The following is a 17,741-nucleotide window of genomic DNA, read 5'->3' on the forward strand; positions in this document are numbered from 1 at the left end:
TTGCCGGCCGAATGACATCAGAACATTTCAGCCGATTGCGCAGTTCACTCCCGGCGGATGCCGCCGACGCCCTGACCGCTGATCAGAAGAATTTCATCGATGTTCGTGGCCGCGAAGTTCGCGGTCAGCGCTACGGTTGGAGCACTCAAACAACTAGGATTTTCTGCCAAGCGAGAGGCCGCATAGCGCTCGTTCGGCAGCATTATTCGCGCGGCAAATCCTACCGTCGCCCAGGAACTACATGAAGCCATCCCAGCGCTTCAGCATGTAGTCGATGGGCTCGGTTAGAACGAATTGGGCGCACTGCGCGAGGGGAGCACGCTAGCACATGAAGCACGTAGATATAGCACCAAAATTGTTGTTTGTGGCACCCGGCTACTACCTTTTGGTCGTGTCAATGATTTATATAAAGTTTCTAGCGAAGGTGATGAAATGTGCTAACCTTCGCTCGAAAGACTATACGCCGACACATTAGGCGACGGAATCTGGGAGGATCCATGGTCGACATCATTTCCAAGCGGGATAGCCCGCGTCGTGAAGATGTGCCTCTAAAGCAATTAATCCAACAGAACCGCGCGATCATAACGCGTCTCGCAGACCAGATCAGCGGGGGCAGCTATTCAGCATCGAAAAGGCAGCGTTCGGAACCGCAAGCTGAAGGCTTGATCATCCATGTTGGAAGCAGTCAGCAAACGGCCGCCGAAGTAGCGCCGACTATCAGGGTTAGCAGGAACGGTCGAGTGATCGCAGTGGACTTCAATTCGGGCCGGCAACTTCATCATATCGGCGATATGCGTCTGCGAGACGGGGCTGAAACGTTTGTGCTGGCGACGAAGGAGAACGGATTTTTTTCCCCCGTAGATCAGGTCATTGCGGAAGCTCTTGCCGAGATCGATGGCACGCGTCTGGATGCCGCCTATACTGAAGAGCGGCTTGCTGCCGATATTGGTGCAAAGCTCGGTATCGACGAACCCTGATCAACGAAGCAAATCCCGTTAAACCGACAATTGCATTCGCGAAGTTGTATCTCTTTGAGGTTTGAATGTGTTAGCTGAATGAAACGCGATCAGTATCCGGCCGACAACATTGTCACGGAATTGGACTATGACGAGTCCAAGACGATGCGCGCTTGGGAGAAGTTGCTGTCGGGCGGTGAGCACCGAGCCGGTTCGAATTTGCCCGTACGTTCTCTAATTCACGATTCATGGAGCCGTTGCGCCACTCGAGGGATAGACGCACAACAACATGAAGCCCCGTTGGAAAGTGATAAGGACGTCGTCGAAAATCACGCGCGCGCCAATGGAGAATTGCTATTCGCCGCCCAGAGATCTTTCGGAGCCATTGGCCGGCTCCTCGACGGCACCGGCGCGATGCTCGTGCTTGCGGATAGCGAAGGTGTCCTAATCGACGCAATTGGCGACAAGAGAACCATATTCGATGGAATGGACATTCATCTTGCCGTTGGTGGAAAATGGACAGAAGACGTCGTCGGCACCAATGGCATTGGAACGGCTTTGTGGACAGGCGAGCCAATCTTTGTTCACGCCGCCGAGCATTTTTGTGCAGGCATAAAGTCCTGGACCTGTGCCGGCGCTCCGATCCGCGACCCGTTCGACGGGAAGATCGTCGGCGTTGTTGATTTGTCAGGACACCCAAACATTTTTCGGCCGCATAATATCGCGCTTGTCGCCACTGCCGCGCGGGAAATTGAGCTGGCACTTGCCGATTTTCAGAATGAGGAACGAACCCGGCTATTGGAAGCTTTCATCGCGTCCGGCAACAGTTACCGCGCCAGTGACGGACTGATGATCATTGATCGGCACGGACGCGCTATTTATAGCAATAACGTTCCTGGAACAGAGAGAAAATGCTTTGGCGAATCCACCAGTCAGGGGAATAGAAGCCCGCGATTGCCGGAGCTTACCGACTCCGCCTTCCTCGATAGCGTGACGACAGCGCTGCCAAATGAGTTGCGCTCCTATCATGTCAGTCCGCTCAACCTGAATGGAAATCTGCGCGGCGTTGCGCTGGTCTTTCCGAGGACGATTACGGGCAGCAGCGTCTCAGTCGTCAAAAAGACTGCGTCCCAGCACCTGCGTGATCACGCCTCTCTCATTGTAGGTGAGAGCGAGTCGTTGCTCGCAGCTGTAGACATCGCCTGCCGGGTTGCGGAGTCCGGCGAAATCACGTCGCTCCTGATCGAAGGTGAAACTGGCGTCGGCAAGGAACTTTTTGCGCGTCTCGTTCATGTCGGCAGCCAACGTACGCCGAACGATCCGTTCATCGCACTCAATTGCGGGGCGATCACAAAGGAATTATTCGGAAGCGAATTATTCGGCCATGTCGCCGGCGCTTTTACCGGGGCATCGCGGGATGGCAAGCCTGGAGTCTTCGAACTCGCAAATGGTGGCGTTCTCAGCCTTGACGAGATCGGGGAGATGCCTCTGGAGATACAGCCGTTCCTGCTGCGCGTGCTTGAAGAGCGTGTGGTGCAGCGCCTCGGCGACAGTCGCAGCCGCCCCATCGATATACGCTTGGTTGCCTCGACCAACCGGGATCTGAAGGAAGAAGTGGATGCAGGTCGCTTCCGACAGGATTTGTTCTATCGCATCAGCACCGTCGCAATCCGCGTTCCACCGTTGCGCGAGCGTGGCACGGATGTGCTTCTTCTCCTTGAGCACTTCAACCGCAAAATCTCTCAGCGAAAATCAGCGGAGCCATTGACGTTTTCGAATGAAGCGCTTGAAGCGCTCCTTGCCTATTCTTGGCCGGGCAATGTCCGTCAATTGAAGAACTTGGTCGAGAGGCTGCATGTTCTCACACGCGGCGTTACAATAGGACTATCGGACCTACCGGCGGAGATTGTCAAAGCGGATTCTGCCGCGACGAGTCGAAGTAAACTCGCGGGAGCCGGCGATGCTCCAGCAGCGCCTGTCTGTAGTTTTGAAGATGCCGAACGGCAAGCGATCAAGAATGCTTTGATCGCCGAACGCGGCAATCTCAGCAAGGTGGCGCATGCGCTTGGCGTTTCACGGCCGACGCTTTATCGCAAGCTTGAACAGTATGGCATCCAGCGCAGCTATCTCTAAATGATCAGTTCGAGCGCGTCGTGGGCACAACCCACAACGCAATGGCATATTAGCTGAGGATGGCTTGGTTGCCGAGTGGCCCAGCCGTCAGGCAGGTTGGACAGCTGACTGACCTGTCTTGAAGGTATCCGTTCGCAATACAAGTCCCCCGCCGCAGCCGCACCGATGCACGGGGCAACGATGTAAAGCCACAGTTGCGACAGCCGATCCGGATATAGCGATGCCGGCAAGATGGATTGCGACAAGCGTCAGGCCAATCGCAAGGCCAGCCGTGGGACCGGCTCCATCAGCCGTGGTTGCACGCAGGATTACCATCACGAAAATGAACGTGGCGGCCATTTCGAACAGGAAGGCGGACACCATGGAATATGCAGAAAAGCCGTTCTGCGCAAAACCGTTGGAAATCGCGCCGGCACATTGTGCAATGGCGTAGCCGGCGAGATCCGCCGGCTTTAGCCGCCCAGCGAAAAAAAGCCTAGACTTACGGCCGGATTGAGATGCGCACCGGAAATCGGCCCTATGGAATAGGCCATCGCCACGACCGATAGGCCAAAAGCGAAGGCCACACCGAGTAGACCAACCTCAGCTCGCATGAAGATGACCGTAGCGCAACCGAAGAACACCAGCGCAAACGTTCCGATGAATTCACAAACGTACTTGTTCATTCTTTCTCCTCCCTTTTAAATTTCACCCCTAGCAGCTGCGCTTCACGCGGGCGTGGACTAATTTTCACGGCACGATGACGCCACGACCTGTGAAACGACGGTTCTTGAAGTCATCGAGCGCAGTGTTGATGCTGGCGAGGTTGTACTCGGTGTAGTGCATCTTCACTTTGCCGTCGGCGTTCAGCTCCATCAGTTCGACGAGTTCGGTAAAATTGCCAACCAGGCTTCCGCCAATATTGATTTCCTCGATGACGAGGTGTGCGGTCGGCACGTTGATTGTGCCGCCGTAGCCCACCACGAAAAGCTGCCCGCCCTTACGCACCATTTTCCAGCATATGTTCTCGATCCCAAGCTCACCGACAAAGTCGATCACAACATGCGCGCCGCCCCCGGTGATCTGCTTGACTTCCTCGACGACGTTTTGTCCTCCGTCGAGCACGAAATCCGCTCCCAGATCCTTGGCCAGCAATTGCGCGGCCGGCTCACGGTCGACGGCGATTATCCGGCAACCGGATATGGCGTGCAGGGCCTGCAAGGCAATGTGGCCAAGCCCGCCAACACCGAGGAGAACACAGTAGCTTCCCGGCCGCAGCAGTTGTGCGGCCCGCTTTGCCGCCCGGTAGGCGGTAATGCCGGCATCGGCCAGCGGGGCGACTTCAACGGGCGTGACGTTGGCGTTCAACTTGATCAACGAGCGTTCACTGGTGATGAAGTATTCCGCAAAGCCGCCATTCATGCCAAGGCCGGGAAACTGGCCGCTGTCGCAGTACATGTCCTCGCCATGGCGGCAATTGAGGCAGATGCCGCACGACCGGAACGGATGGCAGATCACGGCGTCGCCACGCTTGACCGACTTGACCCCGCTACCAACCTCCTCGACCCAGCCGGCATTCTCGTGGCCCATGATGTAGGGCAACAACGTGCCTTCTGGGTCCATTGTCGGTCTCCACACACCTTCGATGATGTGGAGGTCGGTGCGGCAAAGTCCGGCGGCTCCGACTCGGACAATGACCTCGTCCGGCGCTGTGATCGTCGGTGCCCGAACCTCCTCTATCCGGAGTTGAACGTTCATCTGCGGATCGTACTCGTAAAGTCTGGCAGCCTTCATAACCGTATCCTTTCGACTTGCTTACCTTTGATGAGGTGTTCCCGTTTCATTGGCGGCCGAGCTTTTCCGCCCCGCCGCCCAGCGCTCCGCCGGCCGTCGGGTCTTCGTCTTCGCCGAGATCGCCGATCAGTGTTTCGGTAGTAAGGATGAGCGTTGCGACCGACGCCGCGTTTCTGAGCGCTGTATAGGTGACGCGCACGGGATCGATGATCCCGGCCTCGATCATGTTCTGGTATTTGCCGATCGCAGCATTGTAGCCATAACCGCTATTGACGCGTATCACTTCCGCAACAATGGCGTCGGCATCACCGCCGGCATTGTTGGCAATACGCCGCAGCGGATGCGAAAGAATGGACCGCACCAAACGCACTCCCTCGGCGACATCGCCTTCGACCGAAGCCAGCACCGCGTCGAGCACAGGCGCGATCTGCGCCAGCGCGGACCCACCGCCGGCGACGACGCCCTCCTCGGCCGCGGCACGCACTGCGTTGAGTGAATCCTCGATGAGCTGAATGGTGCGTTTCTGCTCGACAGGGGTCACGCCACCGGCATACAGCACTGCAGTACCACCGGAGAGTTTCGCAAGCCGCTCGCGCAGTTTATCCTGTTCGATGTTGGGCGGCGCTACCTCGTATTGGCGCTGCACCTGGGCACGGCGCGCCGCTATGGTTGCCACATCTCCGCCGCCGCGAACGACCGTCGTATAGGACGAACTGGTTCTGACACGTTCGGCCGTGCCGAGGTCCTCCACGGTCACGTCCTCGATCTTGCCGCCGAGATCACGCGCAATCACCCGACCTCCGGTCAGGATCGCCAGGTCTTCCATCATCGCTTTTCGCCAATGACCATATTCCGGCGGATGGACGACGAGGTATTTCCCCGGCCCTTGCTTGCCAAGTAGCGTCACGACCACTTCGGGCGACATTTCCTCAGCCACAATCAGAACTGGCCGGCCAGCCTTTTCAGCAATGCGGCGCACGGCGTCTAGGGACGCAGGCTCCTTAATCTTGAGATCGGTCATAAGGATGTACGGCCGCTCGAGAACCACCTCCATCCGTTCCTGGTCAGTTACCATGTGGTGAGAGAGATAGCCGCGCTCGAACGACATACCCTCGACGATTTCCAGCGTGGTTTCTGTCGTCACACTGAAGTCGGTGGTGATGACACCATCAGTGCCGACACGCTCGTAGGCCTCGGCAACCAACGCACCAAGTATCGGGTCGGTTGCCGCGATATTGGCAACCGCGGCGAGGCTGCCATTTCCCTTGGCGGGTTTGGCGGTGGCCTTCAGCGCCTCGACGACCTTCGCGACAGCTATGTCGATGCCCCTGCACAAATCGACGGACTTAGCGCCGCGCTCATTGGCTTCAACGCCCATTTGCACGAGCGCATTGGCGAGAACGATGGCTGTCGTCGTTCCGTCGCCAGCGATTTCGTTTGTCTGCATCGAGACTTCACGAACTACTTGCGCGCCCATGTTCTCGAACCGATCGTGTAATTCGATCTCCGAGGCAATGCTGACGCCATCACGGGTTACGATCGGTGTGCCAATCGGACGGTCGATCATCGCATTCATACCTTTGGGGCCAAGCGTTGGCTCGACGGCAGCGGCAAGTCTACCAACACCACGGGCCAGTGCGCGCCGGGCTTCCGAGTTGTGGATCATAAGTTTGGGCATGATTCCTCCTTCCGCCTTACGGGCGGTTTGTTGATTGGGGGCCTCGTGCTGGGAGGCCGTTGTTTCAGGTCTGTTTGCGTTCAGCCGCGACATCCGAAACCGGCACCCGGTCCATGATGAAGTCGACAAGCGTCGGCTCACCATCGACCATATCCAGTTCCTTGTATCGCGTATGCTTGAGTCCCCGGCAGAGAGCGCCGTTGAACTCCATGTTGATACGTACACTCCGCAAATCTGCGAGGTGAGCGCCGAGCGCACCGACGAGAATTTGCGTTCCTTCCCAGGTCACAAAGACGGGATCCCCCGTTCGCAGATTGGGCCAACGAGCCAGCAACGCCTCCCGGTATCTTGGCTTCTGCTTCGCCGCCTCAACTACTTCGAGGCCCGTAATGTCGAAAGCCGTGAGATCCATCCCGACGATTTCTCGGTCGGTTAACCCCTGTTGCCGGAAGCCGTGCAGTACAGCCTCTTGCCGCCGCTTGAACGCCTTCGTACGGAAAATTTCACGCAGGTTTTCGAGATCGTGATCTTCGGTGAGCTCGCCAAAAATCTCGCCAAAGAGTTTCCCTGCCGCGATACCCTTGTTCACCTCTTCCGCGAACATATGATCGTGCAGTTTCACACGATAGGGGGGTGACCACGACAGCGCATCGAGGGCCTGCCGGACACCATCGAGCATCAGAAAGGCGAAGTTCGGCGAGCAGAAGTAGGTGGGTAGCCGGAAATCGACATCGACGCTGCCGTCCGCCGCTACTTCAGCGCGCTCAACGAAGCCCATTTCCGTGATGGGCTCGTCCAGTTCGGGATCGTTCACTTGGTCGAGACGTCGCCAGAGCTCCCTCCGGCGACTGTTCGAATTGCTGGTCGGACGCATCGTCCTACTCCGCCGCGACACTGAAGGGCGAATTGACGAAAGCCGCCTTCTTGGCCTCGATGTCGATGTCATAAAGGCGAGCGGCATTCAGGCCGAGGATCTTTTCTTTGATCTCGGGCGTGAGGTCCACGCCCCGTTCTTGCTTGATGTCCTCGGGCAGTTCGAAAGCCCAGAATTTTTCGACCAACCAGCGTGGGGTCCAGATCGCATAGTCGGAACCGAACAGAATCTTATCCTCGCCCGCCCAGAACAAAAGCTCTGAGATTACTTCGGCGAAATAGCGCGGACGCGAATGTATGAAGGGAAGCGCAACGGCCAGCCCGCCATAAACATTGGTCTCCTGAACGGCTATCCAGCAAAAATCGTCGAGACGAGGCAAACCACAATGTTCGACGATCCAATTGAGGTTCTGGAAATCGGTTGCGGCGTAGTCGACGTCGTGAACATCGAACGCATCCTTGCTCAGTGGAATGATCGTCGGTCCCTTATGGACGTGGACGTTCTTGATGCCGAGTTTCTCACAAAGTTCGAAACACTTGTAGGCAGCTGGGTCGTTGAGTCTCCATCCCTTGGACGCGCCATTCCACTCGGCCGTGTACATCTTCACGCCCTTGATGTCATAGGTCTCCTTCATGAAATGGATGTATTCCAGCGCCTTCTCGCCGTCACGCGGATCGAAGGAGCCGTTGACGATGAAGCGCTCCGGATAGCGCTTGGCCATCTCGGCGTTGCGCTCCACGGTGTTGAAGCCGTTCTTGTAGAAATCCTTCAAATAAGTCGACTGGACGATCGCGACGTCATCCGGACCATCGATGAACAGGTCACGGTAAAGATCGTCCGCGCTGTACTTTTCGAACTTGCTCTTTTCCCAGAGCTGCTCCTTGGGGCTTAGCGCCGTGTGGTAGGCATAAAAGCATTCCACGAATTGCTTGCCATGGATATTACGCTGGTTCTCAGGGCTCCCGTCCCAGAAATGGGTGTGGCCATCGACCACGAAAATTTCCTTGCCTTCCGGTGTTCTGAACATTGTTGCCTCCGCAGCAATCGTGTTGATCTGTCCGGCGCGCCTCCTTGGCGACGCGCCGGTCTTCAATTTTTTCTCAAATGTATTGGAAGACCTCGTCCATATCTCCGAACAGGATCACCTCATTGTCGTCGATGCGGACCATCCGCCCATAGTGGGTGGAGGTGTTCACCTCGAAGATTTCTGCGGTCATCTCGCGACCGAGATATTCGCTGATGTCGTCCATTTTGAAAATCAGCTTGCCGTTGCCGTCGATGCGGATCATGGCAGGCTGGTATGTGACGGTGACCCCGGGTTTTGTGCCCATGAATTCGGCGATCGCCCTCGCCTCGACGGAGTCATTCATAGTGACGCCGCACTGATGCGAAATCGTCTGTTCGAAGGTGATGTCCTTCATCGATTTGAAAATGTTGGACTGCGAAGAATCGCGGGCTGCTGATGACATGGTGATTGCTCCTTGGTTTAGCGCTTGAGGCCGAGTTCGCCGAGAATCTGCCCGATCCGTTCTTCGGATTGGGCGCGGACGTCCGTGAAGGAAATGGGCTTGGAATGCGGCATAGACCAGATCGGCTGGAGGCCGATGGCTGCCTTATCGGCAAGCGCGCCGTGCTTTTTGACCCAGCTCTGGAAGAGTTTCCTGTTTGCCGGGCCGTGGACTTCGTCGTTGGCCAGGAGGTAAGCCAGATCGATCGCGTTGGCGAGATTGCGCTCGTAGTCCGCTTCTGCTGCGGAAATCACCGGCGGGGTGATGAAGTCGTGGTTGGCCGCCGACGCCTGCATAAGGAAACCGGAACGGAACAACTCGCCAACCAGTGGCTCGAAGACGATGTTGATTGCGAAATACTGCTCCAGATAGTCGGAGGTGCCCATAATTGTCTCGACGGCTTCACGCGTTCCCTGCCAGACCCCATCTTCGAGCCAATGCTTCTTACCGAGTTCGTCGTCCCAGCCAGGAATGTCCATACCGATCTCGGCGAGATACAATGTGATATCCTGGGCAAGTCGGAGCTTGTACGACGAGTTGGTCAGCGTGGCATTGTTGATCATTTGCGTGTAGCCATAACGCTGCGCCTGCATGAGCGAGGTGCCCAGGCCGAATTCAGCATGCTTCCAGGCACCCAAATGCGCTTGCAGGATCTTGACCCAGGCCTTGTCGAACGCCTTCGGCGCGTGCGCCCTGCGAGCGTTGGTAATCACGCTCTGTACCATCGTCTCGATCTTCGACTGGCGCTGGTAATGCGTGCGTTCCCATTCCTGATCCGGCGCGCGGAAGGCGTGCCAGTTGGAACTCTGAGCGGCTGTGTTGTCCTTGATATAGGCACCCTTGCCGTCGGCGAACGAGATGATCCAGTTCTGGATCAGATAACGCTCGGGGTCCGGCTGGACATCGACGGTGACATCCTCGTAGTGGGTGGCACGTTGACCTTTCGGATCGAAGTAGCGGTATTTCCGGCTGTCGGAGTCGGCGAAGATCGCCGACCCTGCGGCACCCGATCCAACTGAGCTCGAAGTAGCTGTCATGGTATTCTCTCCCTTGTTGCAGTTGCTGTATTGCTGTCCAATCTCGTTCAACGTCAGTGGCCAGGCGTGCTGCCGCCCGACGAGGTGGTGAACTTGTCGAAAAATATTCGCTCTACCTCGAACCCGTTCATGAACAGAACTGGCTGCAGCGCGTCGATCATTGGCGGCGGCCCGCAGGCATAGACATCCCCCTGGCCATCGATCGCCAGTTGTTTGAGTTTCGCATCGACGCTTTGATGAACGAACCCTCGCTCGCCCTCCCAAGCCCCGTTGCCGTCGGCATGCGACAACACAGGAATGAAGGTGACGTCCGGGTACCTGCTCACGAGTTCCTCGATTCGGTCCAAGTAAAAGAGATCGGTGGAGGTCCGGGCTCCATAGAAGAAATAGACGGGACGCTTCTCACCGCTCTTCACGTGATCGTTGAGGATCGACCACACCGGCGACATGCCGGATCCCGCTCCGACCAGCACTAGCGGTCCTTGCCGCTCTTCGCGTCTGAAGCAGGTGCCATATGGTCCGACGACGGTGACCTCGGCTCCAACCCTGATTCCTCCGGAATCGAGTTCTCCGGAAAACCTTCCTTCCGGGTATTTCTTGATGATGAAGGAGAGTTTTTGGGCTTCGTGCGGCGTATTTGCCATGGAGAACGAGCGCGTAATCGTCTCCCCTTTTTCCGTGGTGACCGTGATGTCGACATATTGCCCCGCCCAAAATTTCATCGGGGAGCTAAGTTCGATTTCAATCCCGCGAATATCATGGGTCAGACTCTCGAGGTGGGAGATCTGGCCCTTGAAAGTCTTGACGGCAATCGATTTCGCCAGAACCTCCTCGTCGTAATTAAGAAGTTCGACTTCCATGTCGGAGTAGGCGATCGATCGGCACAGCAATATGTGTCCCGAATCCTTCTCCATATCGTTCAGTGCGAAAGTCGAATATTTGAGCATGTCGACTTCGCCATCGAGCAGCACGCACTTGCAGGCGGAGCATTGCCCCTCCTTGCAGCCATGCGGCAACGCGATGCCTTGGCGAAACGCGGCGTTCAGGACAGTCTCGCCGTGCTCGACCTCGAACTCGACACCAACCGGTTCCAGACGCACTTTATGAACTTCATTCATTCTAAGGCCTCCCAATTCCTGTCCGCCCTCCTCAATGAAGGGAGAACAACTTTGTCCCGGAATGTTGCGGAGGCCGCAGGTGGCCCCCGCGCGTTCAGTGCCTCAATTGAACGGCTTGATGGTGAAGCCCGCACGATACTCGGCCAGGTGCTTCTCCCGATCTGCAGGCGACATTTCGCGTAGCAGCGTCAACGGGGACTGCAGGGTGTGGCCGCGTACATCGTCGAGAGTCCACATTTCGTTGGCGTCGAAGCGGAGGTGTGGCTGCGGTACCAAGGTCTTGCCGTCGGACCGAACGAAGTTCAAATCCTTAATTGCGTCTGCAAGATCCCAACCATGGTACAGGGTTTCCCACTCGCGCTTGCCGCTGAACCGACCCATCGCAGGCGTAGGACGTCCCTGATACTCGTCGGAGAACGCCTCTACGGCTGTCCAGCGATCGAGTTCGTGAGCGAATGTGTGGAGTTGTCCGTCGATCTCATCAACCACCATGTCCTCGCGAATGAGGCACGGTACCAAGCAGCTCCAGCAACGATGCGGATAGACGTAGCCGGTCTCTTCGTTGAAGGTGATGATCTTTTCACCACGATGACTGAGCTTGTCGTACCACTTCCAGTAATCGCCAAACTCTGCATACCAACCCGGGTACTTGTGTTCGAACCATTCGAAATCCTTCTCGGTCTGGGCTTCGATTCGCCAGAAATTCACCGGCCAACCAACCGAGAAAAATTGAGCCACCTTATGGACGTAGTGCTTCTTAGTGATGCGGTTCCAGGCTTCATGGACATCATCGTGATGGATCTTGATGCCATATTTTTCAAGCGGCAGCATGTAGGTCCGGTAGTAGTCCTCGAAAATCCAGCGGTGCCACATCTCCGCGTAGGATTCCTTGTTCTTGTCGCGGTTGGTGGTGCCATACTCAATGAAGGTACCAATGGCGGCATCGACGATCGCGTGGTTCTGCCAAAAGGCATAACGCATATCTCGTTCTAGCAGCAGGTGGTTTTCGGGCTCCTTCAAGGCAGCCATCAACAGTGAGTGGCCATTGCCAATGTGCCGGCTTTCGTCGGACTGCACGGACAGGAAGACGGTCGGCAACGCGTAGTCGCCGTTGCGGGCGGCTTCCGAGGGCATCGCCACAAAAAGCGTATTGGTGAATGCCGTCTCCGCTACCACAGTCAGGTACATGCATGCAGCGGTCATCACGTCGCCGGTGATGAAGCCTTCCCCGAACTGGCGGCCGATGGTTGTGGCGTAACACTTGCCGAAGGCCTCTTCAGTGATGTCGAAGCCCGCTGGGTCGATGTAATTCTCCATGTACCATTTCTTCAGGTTCATTTGGATCGTCGAATGACGGAACTCGTCGACCATTTGCATGGTGAAGCCTGTACGCAGGTCTTCTCCGGGCGCAATTCGCGCAACCATCGCCATCGATCGGGCGGCGGAGATTTCCGGGAAAGGAATAATTGCGAGGAAGAGCTTCATCCACTCCACCCAGCGTGGCTCGACGTTGCGGAACATGTCGCCGCGAAGCGCCGCGTCAAGCGCGCCGTAGACGCGGTTGTCCTTCTCTTCCTGCATCGGAAAATACGACCGAAGGACCTGCTTCATCGGATCGCGCGGTGCCTTGGTGATTTTGTAGTCCGTCGGAAACGTCATTGCTTCCTGGACGTATGTGGGATTCCAACCGAGGTCGGAAATCTTCTTGGTTGCCTCGCCCACGGATATACCGCGTTGCGAGGTAATCTTGTTGAGCGTCAAAGACGACATTGCATAAGCCTCCACCATGTTTGCGCCGCAGACCTATCGATCCCGGCATGGAGCGGCGCTAAGAGCCGCGAGCGAGAGTTGGAATGGCATGGCAAAGGGATGCGCAGTCAGGCGCGACCCAAGGTCCGGCCATTCAAGTGGATCACGGCAAAGGTGGGCGGGATCACATTGAACCCGAGTCCTTCGTTCTTCTAGCATCGCACTAAGCGCGACGGGCTTCTTATGCGAAAGGATATGCAAGAGGCGTGCCAAGTCGAAAATTCGTTTTTTTCAGCATCAAAACTGGGGCGGCCGATGCAGAAATTCGCCTGTAAATGATAAAGTGTAACATTATTGTACAATCGTAATTGTCAAATGTAATATTACTTTACAGTTAGCCAGTGCAACATTTTTTACTTAGCAATTGCAAAATAGACGAAATTCGACATATATGAATTCTTATACTATCTTTTTCTATACAGCGAACTTCGGAACTCCACAGATTGCCGGGAAACCAAAATGACAAGCAAAGATGGATATTCAGGTCCACTTGATCCGTTGCGAGATGAGGGCGATGAGATCACTACCGATCTGGTCAAGCTCATGCAGCGGGATCTGGTTTTTGCTATGCGCTTTATGGGGGAGAGTCAGTACCGGCTGCAGAGTCATTTCCAGGATTTCATAATGGCCGAATTGTCTGCCACAGGTGTGACCCAAGCGAGCCACCCGATGATACACGCCTTCGTGGAAAGGCATGCTATTCTGCTACGTGACTTCGTCTTTTCCGGGGTTTCGTTGTCACATCAGATTCGTGTCGAAGAGCTCGAGCGTCTGAGGGGAGACACCATGCTCCGTGTCGATATATGGGATCAACTCCGAAGCCATATTGATATGGCAGAAAAGCAGTTCAGGACGCAATTACCCGAACTTCCGACCATCCTGGAAGCTTGGAAAACACCTGAACCACCAAAGCCCCGAGGCCGTAAATGAAAACCGGTTCAGTGCCCCACGCCCCCGATGGGCCAGGCTCGGAGAATGCGTCCCGGGTCCTCCCGCAAAGTCTTGTGCGCGTCAGTTATCAGAGCGTTCAGAGTCTCCGGGTCGAGGGCGGCAAGCGCGTCCTGAGCAGTCTGGACGGCTGCGGCTCCGCTTTCGTTGGCGGCATTGCCGAGCGCCACGAGGCAAGGATGATCTTGTCCCAGCCTGCGCCACATGCCGCAGCCGCTTGGAACCTTAGGAATTTGCTATGACAAATCAAGATGCGCGTGTCGATTTGCTTCAGCGGCGCTTGAGCCTTGTGGCGAACCTTTCGGCACTCAATGCAGAAGCGTTGAGATTGACCCAGGCCCTCGCCGGTATGGAAATGGATATCCAACGTTTTGAACTGGAAATCACCAAAAATGGAGCGACCGCGAAACTGGTGCGAGATTTGCATGGTGTTGAGATGAGCGCTGAATCAATTCGGGTCATGCGGACCAAATGCGGCGAAAACATCACAGCGGTCGAAAGCTACGTGGCGGAGGTTGACCGGCTACTTGCTGGGCCAAAATAGCAGGAGAACGATTATGAGCCATCAAACCTTGCCCGATCTGACACTACTCGACCTTTTGGGGCGTAATTGGCAACTGCCATCCCCAATCACCGGGCTGCGTTTCAATGGGGATGGCACAATTCTGGCAATCATCTGTCTGGAGGGTGCGATCGCGCTCGCTCGTATTGCGGACAGCGAGCCGCCAGAGTCCCGACTAAGGGTTAGTATCGATGTCGGTCAGGCAACGATCCATCCACGAAGAGACAAACCCGCACCACTGATCACTACGGCTGGAGCGCCACATCGAGCAGCGGCATTGGCATCCTATATGGGGTCCGATTTCCTGTTGGGAACGGAGGAAGGCGATGTGATCCGCCTGACTCACGCTGGTGCGATTGCAGAAACGATAATGAAGACCACCAATCCTGTCGTTTCGGTCGATCATTGCATGCGAACCGGGATGACGGCAGCGGTTGATAGAGATCATGTGTATCTCAAACGAATTGGTGCTGACGCTCTCAAGCACAGGAACGTCGAGAACTCCCGCCTTAAAATCGTTTCGCTCTCCAAGGAGGGCAACTGGATCGCGTTGGCGGCCGCCGACCGACTGTCCATGTCGCGGCTCGATGATCCCGTTACTTCTCGGCGCGAATTTTTCCTCCCCTCGGTTCCTGCTTCCGTTCAATGGAGTGATGACGACAGTTGGCTGGCGTGCGGCCTTCAATCCGGCGGTTTCTGTTTGGTCGACGTTGCCGAAGATCGATCCAGCATCGTGACTGACTTCCCCGGCCCTGTATCTACTGTAGCGTGGAGCACGTCCGCTAACGCACTTGTAGCCTCCGGTGCCTTCCGTATCGCCGCTTGGTCAATGGCGTCGCCGCCGCTCGACGGGAATACTTCCGGGGCCTTGGCAACAGGTCGTGCCGGCTTTGTTGTGGTCGAAGCTGTAGCGGCCCACCCGACGAATAATCTCGTCGCCGCAGGCTACGCCAATGGCCAGATCGTTGTCTCGCGGATCGGCGCACCTGACCAGCTTTTGGTAAGACCCTCGGGTGCAGCGGTAACCGCCCTCACCTGGTCTGCCGATGGCAAGCATCTGGCCGCGGGAGATGCCGACGGGAATGCAGCAATCGTCACATTTCCTGTTCAATTATTCAAATAAAATACTTAGGAAACAATGATATGGAGGATAGTATGCAAACCGAACTGACCGCTGAGGAAAAGAGCAAGGACGACTTCTTTGACCGACTCGCCAAATTGTCCGAGGAGATGATTGTCAATCACGGAAAGGAATTCAGCATGGGAGCTCTAGTGCTTGCTGCGCGCTGGATTGCCGAAGACCGGATTGGCAAGGCAAAACCCAGTTGATATCGAGCGACGGCAGGACCTGCACTTTCTTAAAGCACCATCGTGGACGTGCACATTGTCCGCAGCGCTTCGGCGCACCTACTCTCAAATCACCCTTGACGAGCGTCGCAAGATCGAGCGCTGGCAGCGCATGACAAAGCGCGTGCACGCCGCAGCAAATCGCGCAAACTGGTGCTTCCGGCAGTGTCGTTCCTTATCGATGTTCACTTCTCTTGGTTTTCGCAGCTGCTTCCGCGAGGCAAGTAATGCGCAAAGAAGTGCGAAACTTCAGCAGTGGAACCCTGGTTCGCTTAGCTGTCTGGTTTCGAAACGCCACGCATTTTCAGCAATAGCCCATCCTACCTCATCCCAATGACGTTCCGCAACCAGACAGCTAGTGTCCTCAACGGCTTTGCGTCTTGGGTAGTCAGTCGCTGATTTTGCTAGAAACCCGCGTCAGTAGCACGGCGGATAAGGGTAATAGCCACAGACAGGTCGCGGATAATAGTACGGCGCTGCCATGGCGGCTCCGGCGACTGCTCCTCCATACCATGCTCCTCGAAACGCGGTGCGGCGGGCGACGCCGGCAAACGAACGCGGGGTGAATGGCATTCCGATGATGTCGACGAACGTCGATGCCGGTCCGTCACCACCCTCAAGGCTCCCTTCCAGCACCTCCACATCGAAGCTCAGATTGTCTTGCTCCATCTTGGGAGCACTCAAGGTAACGACGGCGTCAACGACGTCACTTCCGTCCTTCTTAAGGACGGAAACCGTGGCGTTGGGCGGATCAGCGGCGAAGCTGTCTTTGCCGGTCGCCCACTCTTCCAGAAGATGAGCCGTGAGGACGTGCCCTGCTGCCCTAACGGGGCGGTCAGCGAACATGATCGCATTGGGTGAAATTCCGGTGAGGACCAGCTTTCCGTCCTTCATGCTGGCACCCTTCGAGTTGAGAACGATCAGCGCGGGTTCAACCTGCGACTTGCCGGATCCGATGGTCTTTGTCGCCGGTGCCTTGATGGCATTCGACTTGTCCTGCGCCGAAGCGCTCCCGATCGCCAAGAAGGAGAGCGCGACTGCTATTGTCAGAAATTCCAATTTCCCTTGCATGGTCTTGATCCTCCTCGACTGTAGTTGGTTCGCCGTCACTCCGAATGTTTCAAAACAGCGGCCGCCTTGTCCAAGACCTGTGGGCAAATCCACGCTCGCGACGGACGCGACACTGGCGAAATGTCTAATCTGCCAATTGGCCTTGCCCCCTGGCCGCTTTCAACGTGCTTATCCGCACGTGCGACACGTTAACAATGCGCAAAAAACTCTTGTCGTATAACGTTTCTCGCCGAATATGATCGTTGGATTCATGCATGCGCAAGTCGTATGTCGGGGCCGTGCAACTTCAACTTAAGGATTGCCGCCCAGCCCTCGAATGAAATGGATCATGTGAGAGCAGATACTCGGCTTAACCTTAGTGAGCATTTCCCCTGCCGCCACACTCATTCATGCGCGTTCGCCTCAAAGCATGTAAGTACGTTACAGTAACATACCTGTTTGGTTCTGACCGCTTAGGGCCAATATTGTTGAAAAAACGCGTTGTTGCAGCGCTTGGGACGCATGATTCGATCCTCTGAGTGATTTGGTAGGGGACCATGCGATGCCGCCGGAATCAGGATGACATTTTTACTTTCCACAGAACGCAACGTTCCTAGGTTGCAACAGTTGGTAATCATCTTTACCGCAGCATGGTAGCTATGATGCGATAACGTCACGGAGAAGCGCCGACTATGCCCAATTCGCTGTTCAGTCTCGAAGGAAAGATCGCCCTTGTTACCGGGTCGAGTCAGGGAATTGGTTTCGCCTTGGCAAAGGGCCTGGCAGCACACGGTGCCACTGTGATCATCAACGGCCGGGATCAAACCAAGGTCGATACAGCGGTCGCGGAGCTGGCGGCTGGCGGGTATAATGCACATGGTTCGAATTTCGATGTGACGGACCTTGAAGCCGTGAAAAGCGCGGTCAACCAGATTGAAGCTGAAACAG

General features: G+C 56.1%; 18 protein-coding genes and 1 pseudogene. 7 read left to right on the forward strand and 12 right to left on the reverse strand.

Going from position 1 to position 17,741, the window contains the following annotated elements:
- Window positions 1-156: 156 nt before the first annotated feature.
- Window positions 157-276: pseudogene (locus AAAC48_RS16735) on the reverse strand (transposase); the annotation flags it as partial.
- A 221-nt stretch (window positions 277-497) separates the two neighbouring features.
- Here AAAC48_RS16735 and AAAC48_RS16740 point away from each other — a divergent pair.
- Both AAAC48_RS16740 and AAAC48_RS16745 read left to right on the forward strand, forming a co-directional pair.
- Window positions 498-977 carry a hypothetical protein gene (locus tag AAAC48_RS16740; RefSeq protein ID WP_340655266.1) on the forward strand — a complete coding sequence of 160 codons (480 nt, stop codon included), beginning with the start codon at window positions 498-500 and terminating at the stop codon, window positions 975-977.
- A gap of 279 nt (window positions 978-1,256) precedes the next feature.
- Window positions 1,257-3,089, forward strand: a complete 1,833-nt coding sequence (locus AAAC48_RS16745) for a sigma-54-dependent Fis family transcriptional regulator (RefSeq protein ID WP_340655267.1) — start codon at window positions 1,257-1,259, stop codon at window positions 3,087-3,089.
- An 87-nt stretch (window positions 3,090-3,176) separates the two neighbouring features.
- Here the strand turns inward: AAAC48_RS16745 and AAAC48_RS16750 are convergent, their stop codons facing one another.
- The 10 genes from AAAC48_RS16750 to AAAC48_RS16795 form a co-directional block, all read right to left on the reverse strand.
- A complete protein-coding gene (locus AAAC48_RS16750; RefSeq protein WP_340655268.1) occupies window positions 3,177-3,452 on the reverse strand; it encodes a hypothetical protein in 276 nt (91 codons plus the stop codon).
- Between the two features lie 89 nt (window positions 3,453-3,541).
- The gene (locus AAAC48_RS16755; protein ID WP_340655269.1) at window positions 3,542-3,754 is read right to left on the reverse strand and encodes an aquaporin; all 213 of its coding nucleotides are present in this window, start codon (window positions 3,752-3,754) and stop codon (window positions 3,542-3,544) included.
- Window positions 3,755-3,818: 64 nt separating this feature from the next.
- Complete coding sequence (locus AAAC48_RS16760) at window positions 3,819-4,862, reverse strand: NAD(P)-dependent alcohol dehydrogenase (RefSeq protein ID WP_340655270.1); 1,044 nt, start codon at window positions 4,860-4,862, stop codon at window positions 3,819-3,821.
- Between the two features lie 46 nt (window positions 4,863-4,908).
- Entirely contained in the window at window positions 4,909-6,540 is a 1,632-nt protein-coding gene (locus AAAC48_RS16765) for a molecular chaperone GroEL (protein WP_340655271.1), read from the reverse strand.
- Between the two features lie 64 nt (window positions 6,541-6,604).
- Entirely contained in the window at window positions 6,605-7,414 is an 810-nt protein-coding gene (locus AAAC48_RS16770; protein ID WP_340655273.1) for an iron-sulfur cluster assembly protein, read from the reverse strand.
- A gap of 4 nt (window positions 7,415-7,418) precedes the next feature.
- The gene (locus tag AAAC48_RS16775; protein WP_340655274.1) at window positions 7,419-8,441 is read right to left on the reverse strand and encodes an amidohydrolase family protein; all 1,023 of its coding nucleotides are present in this window, start codon (window positions 8,439-8,441) and stop codon (window positions 7,419-7,421) included.
- 73 nt (window positions 8,442-8,514) lie between these two features.
- Complete coding sequence (locus AAAC48_RS16780) at window positions 8,515-8,883, reverse strand: MmoB/DmpM family protein (protein ID WP_340655275.1); 369 nt, start codon at window positions 8,881-8,883, stop codon at window positions 8,515-8,517.
- A 17-nt stretch (window positions 8,884-8,900) separates the two neighbouring features.
- Window positions 8,901-9,959, reverse strand: coding sequence for an aromatic/alkene monooxygenase hydroxylase subunit beta (locus AAAC48_RS16785; RefSeq protein ID WP_340655276.1), 1,059 nt, complete (start codon window positions 9,957-9,959; stop codon window positions 8,901-8,903).
- 53 nt (window positions 9,960-10,012) lie between these two features.
- Window positions 10,013-11,077, reverse strand: a complete 1,065-nt coding sequence (locus tag AAAC48_RS16790; RefSeq protein ID WP_340655277.1) for a 2Fe-2S iron-sulfur cluster binding domain-containing protein — start codon at window positions 11,075-11,077, stop codon at window positions 10,013-10,015.
- Window positions 11,078-11,179: 102 nt separating this feature from the next.
- On the reverse strand, window positions 11,180-12,847 hold the full coding sequence (locus AAAC48_RS16795; RefSeq protein WP_340655278.1) for an aromatic/alkene/methane monooxygenase hydroxylase/oxygenase subunit alpha: 1,668 nt from the start codon (window positions 12,845-12,847) through the stop codon (window positions 11,180-11,182).
- Window positions 12,848-13,345: 498 nt separating this feature from the next.
- On the opposite strand from AAAC48_RS16795, the gene AAAC48_RS16800 reads away from it, so the two are divergent.
- The 4 genes from AAAC48_RS16800 to AAAC48_RS16815 all read left to right on the forward strand — a co-directional run bounded on the left by AAAC48_RS16800 (window position 13,346) and on the right by AAAC48_RS16815 (window position 15,725).
- A complete protein-coding gene (locus tag AAAC48_RS16800) occupies window positions 13,346-13,816 on the forward strand; it encodes a hypothetical protein (protein ID WP_340655279.1) in 471 nt (156 codons plus the stop codon).
- Between the two features lie 256 nt (window positions 13,817-14,072).
- Entirely contained in the window at window positions 14,073-14,378 is a 306-nt protein-coding gene (locus tag AAAC48_RS16805) for a hypothetical protein (RefSeq protein WP_340655280.1), read from the forward strand.
- 13 nt (window positions 14,379-14,391) lie between these two features.
- Complete coding sequence (locus AAAC48_RS16810) at window positions 14,392-15,519, forward strand: hypothetical protein (RefSeq protein ID WP_340655281.1); 1,128 nt, start codon at window positions 14,392-14,394, stop codon at window positions 15,517-15,519.
- A 32-nt stretch (window positions 15,520-15,551) separates the two neighbouring features.
- Window positions 15,552-15,725, forward strand: coding sequence for a hypothetical protein (locus tag AAAC48_RS16815; RefSeq protein WP_340655282.1), 174 nt, complete (start codon window positions 15,552-15,554; stop codon window positions 15,723-15,725).
- A gap of 435 nt (window positions 15,726-16,160) precedes the next feature.
- On the opposite strand, the gene AAAC48_RS16820 is transcribed toward AAAC48_RS16815, so the two are convergent.
- On the reverse strand, window positions 16,161-16,814 hold the full coding sequence (locus AAAC48_RS16820; RefSeq protein WP_340655283.1) for a hypothetical protein: 654 nt from the start codon (window positions 16,812-16,814) through the stop codon (window positions 16,161-16,163).
- A 671-nt stretch (window positions 16,815-17,485) separates the two neighbouring features.
- On the opposite strand from AAAC48_RS16820, the gene AAAC48_RS16825 reads away from it, so the two are divergent.
- A partial coding sequence (locus AAAC48_RS16825; RefSeq protein ID WP_340655284.1) for an SDR family NAD(P)-dependent oxidoreductase occupies window positions 17,486-17,741 on the forward strand: 256 nt, incomplete at its 3' end.

This window comes from Phyllobacterium sp., assembly GCF_037994405.1.
GTDB lineage: Bacteria > Pseudomonadota > Alphaproteobacteria > Rhizobiales > Rhizobiaceae > Phyllobacterium.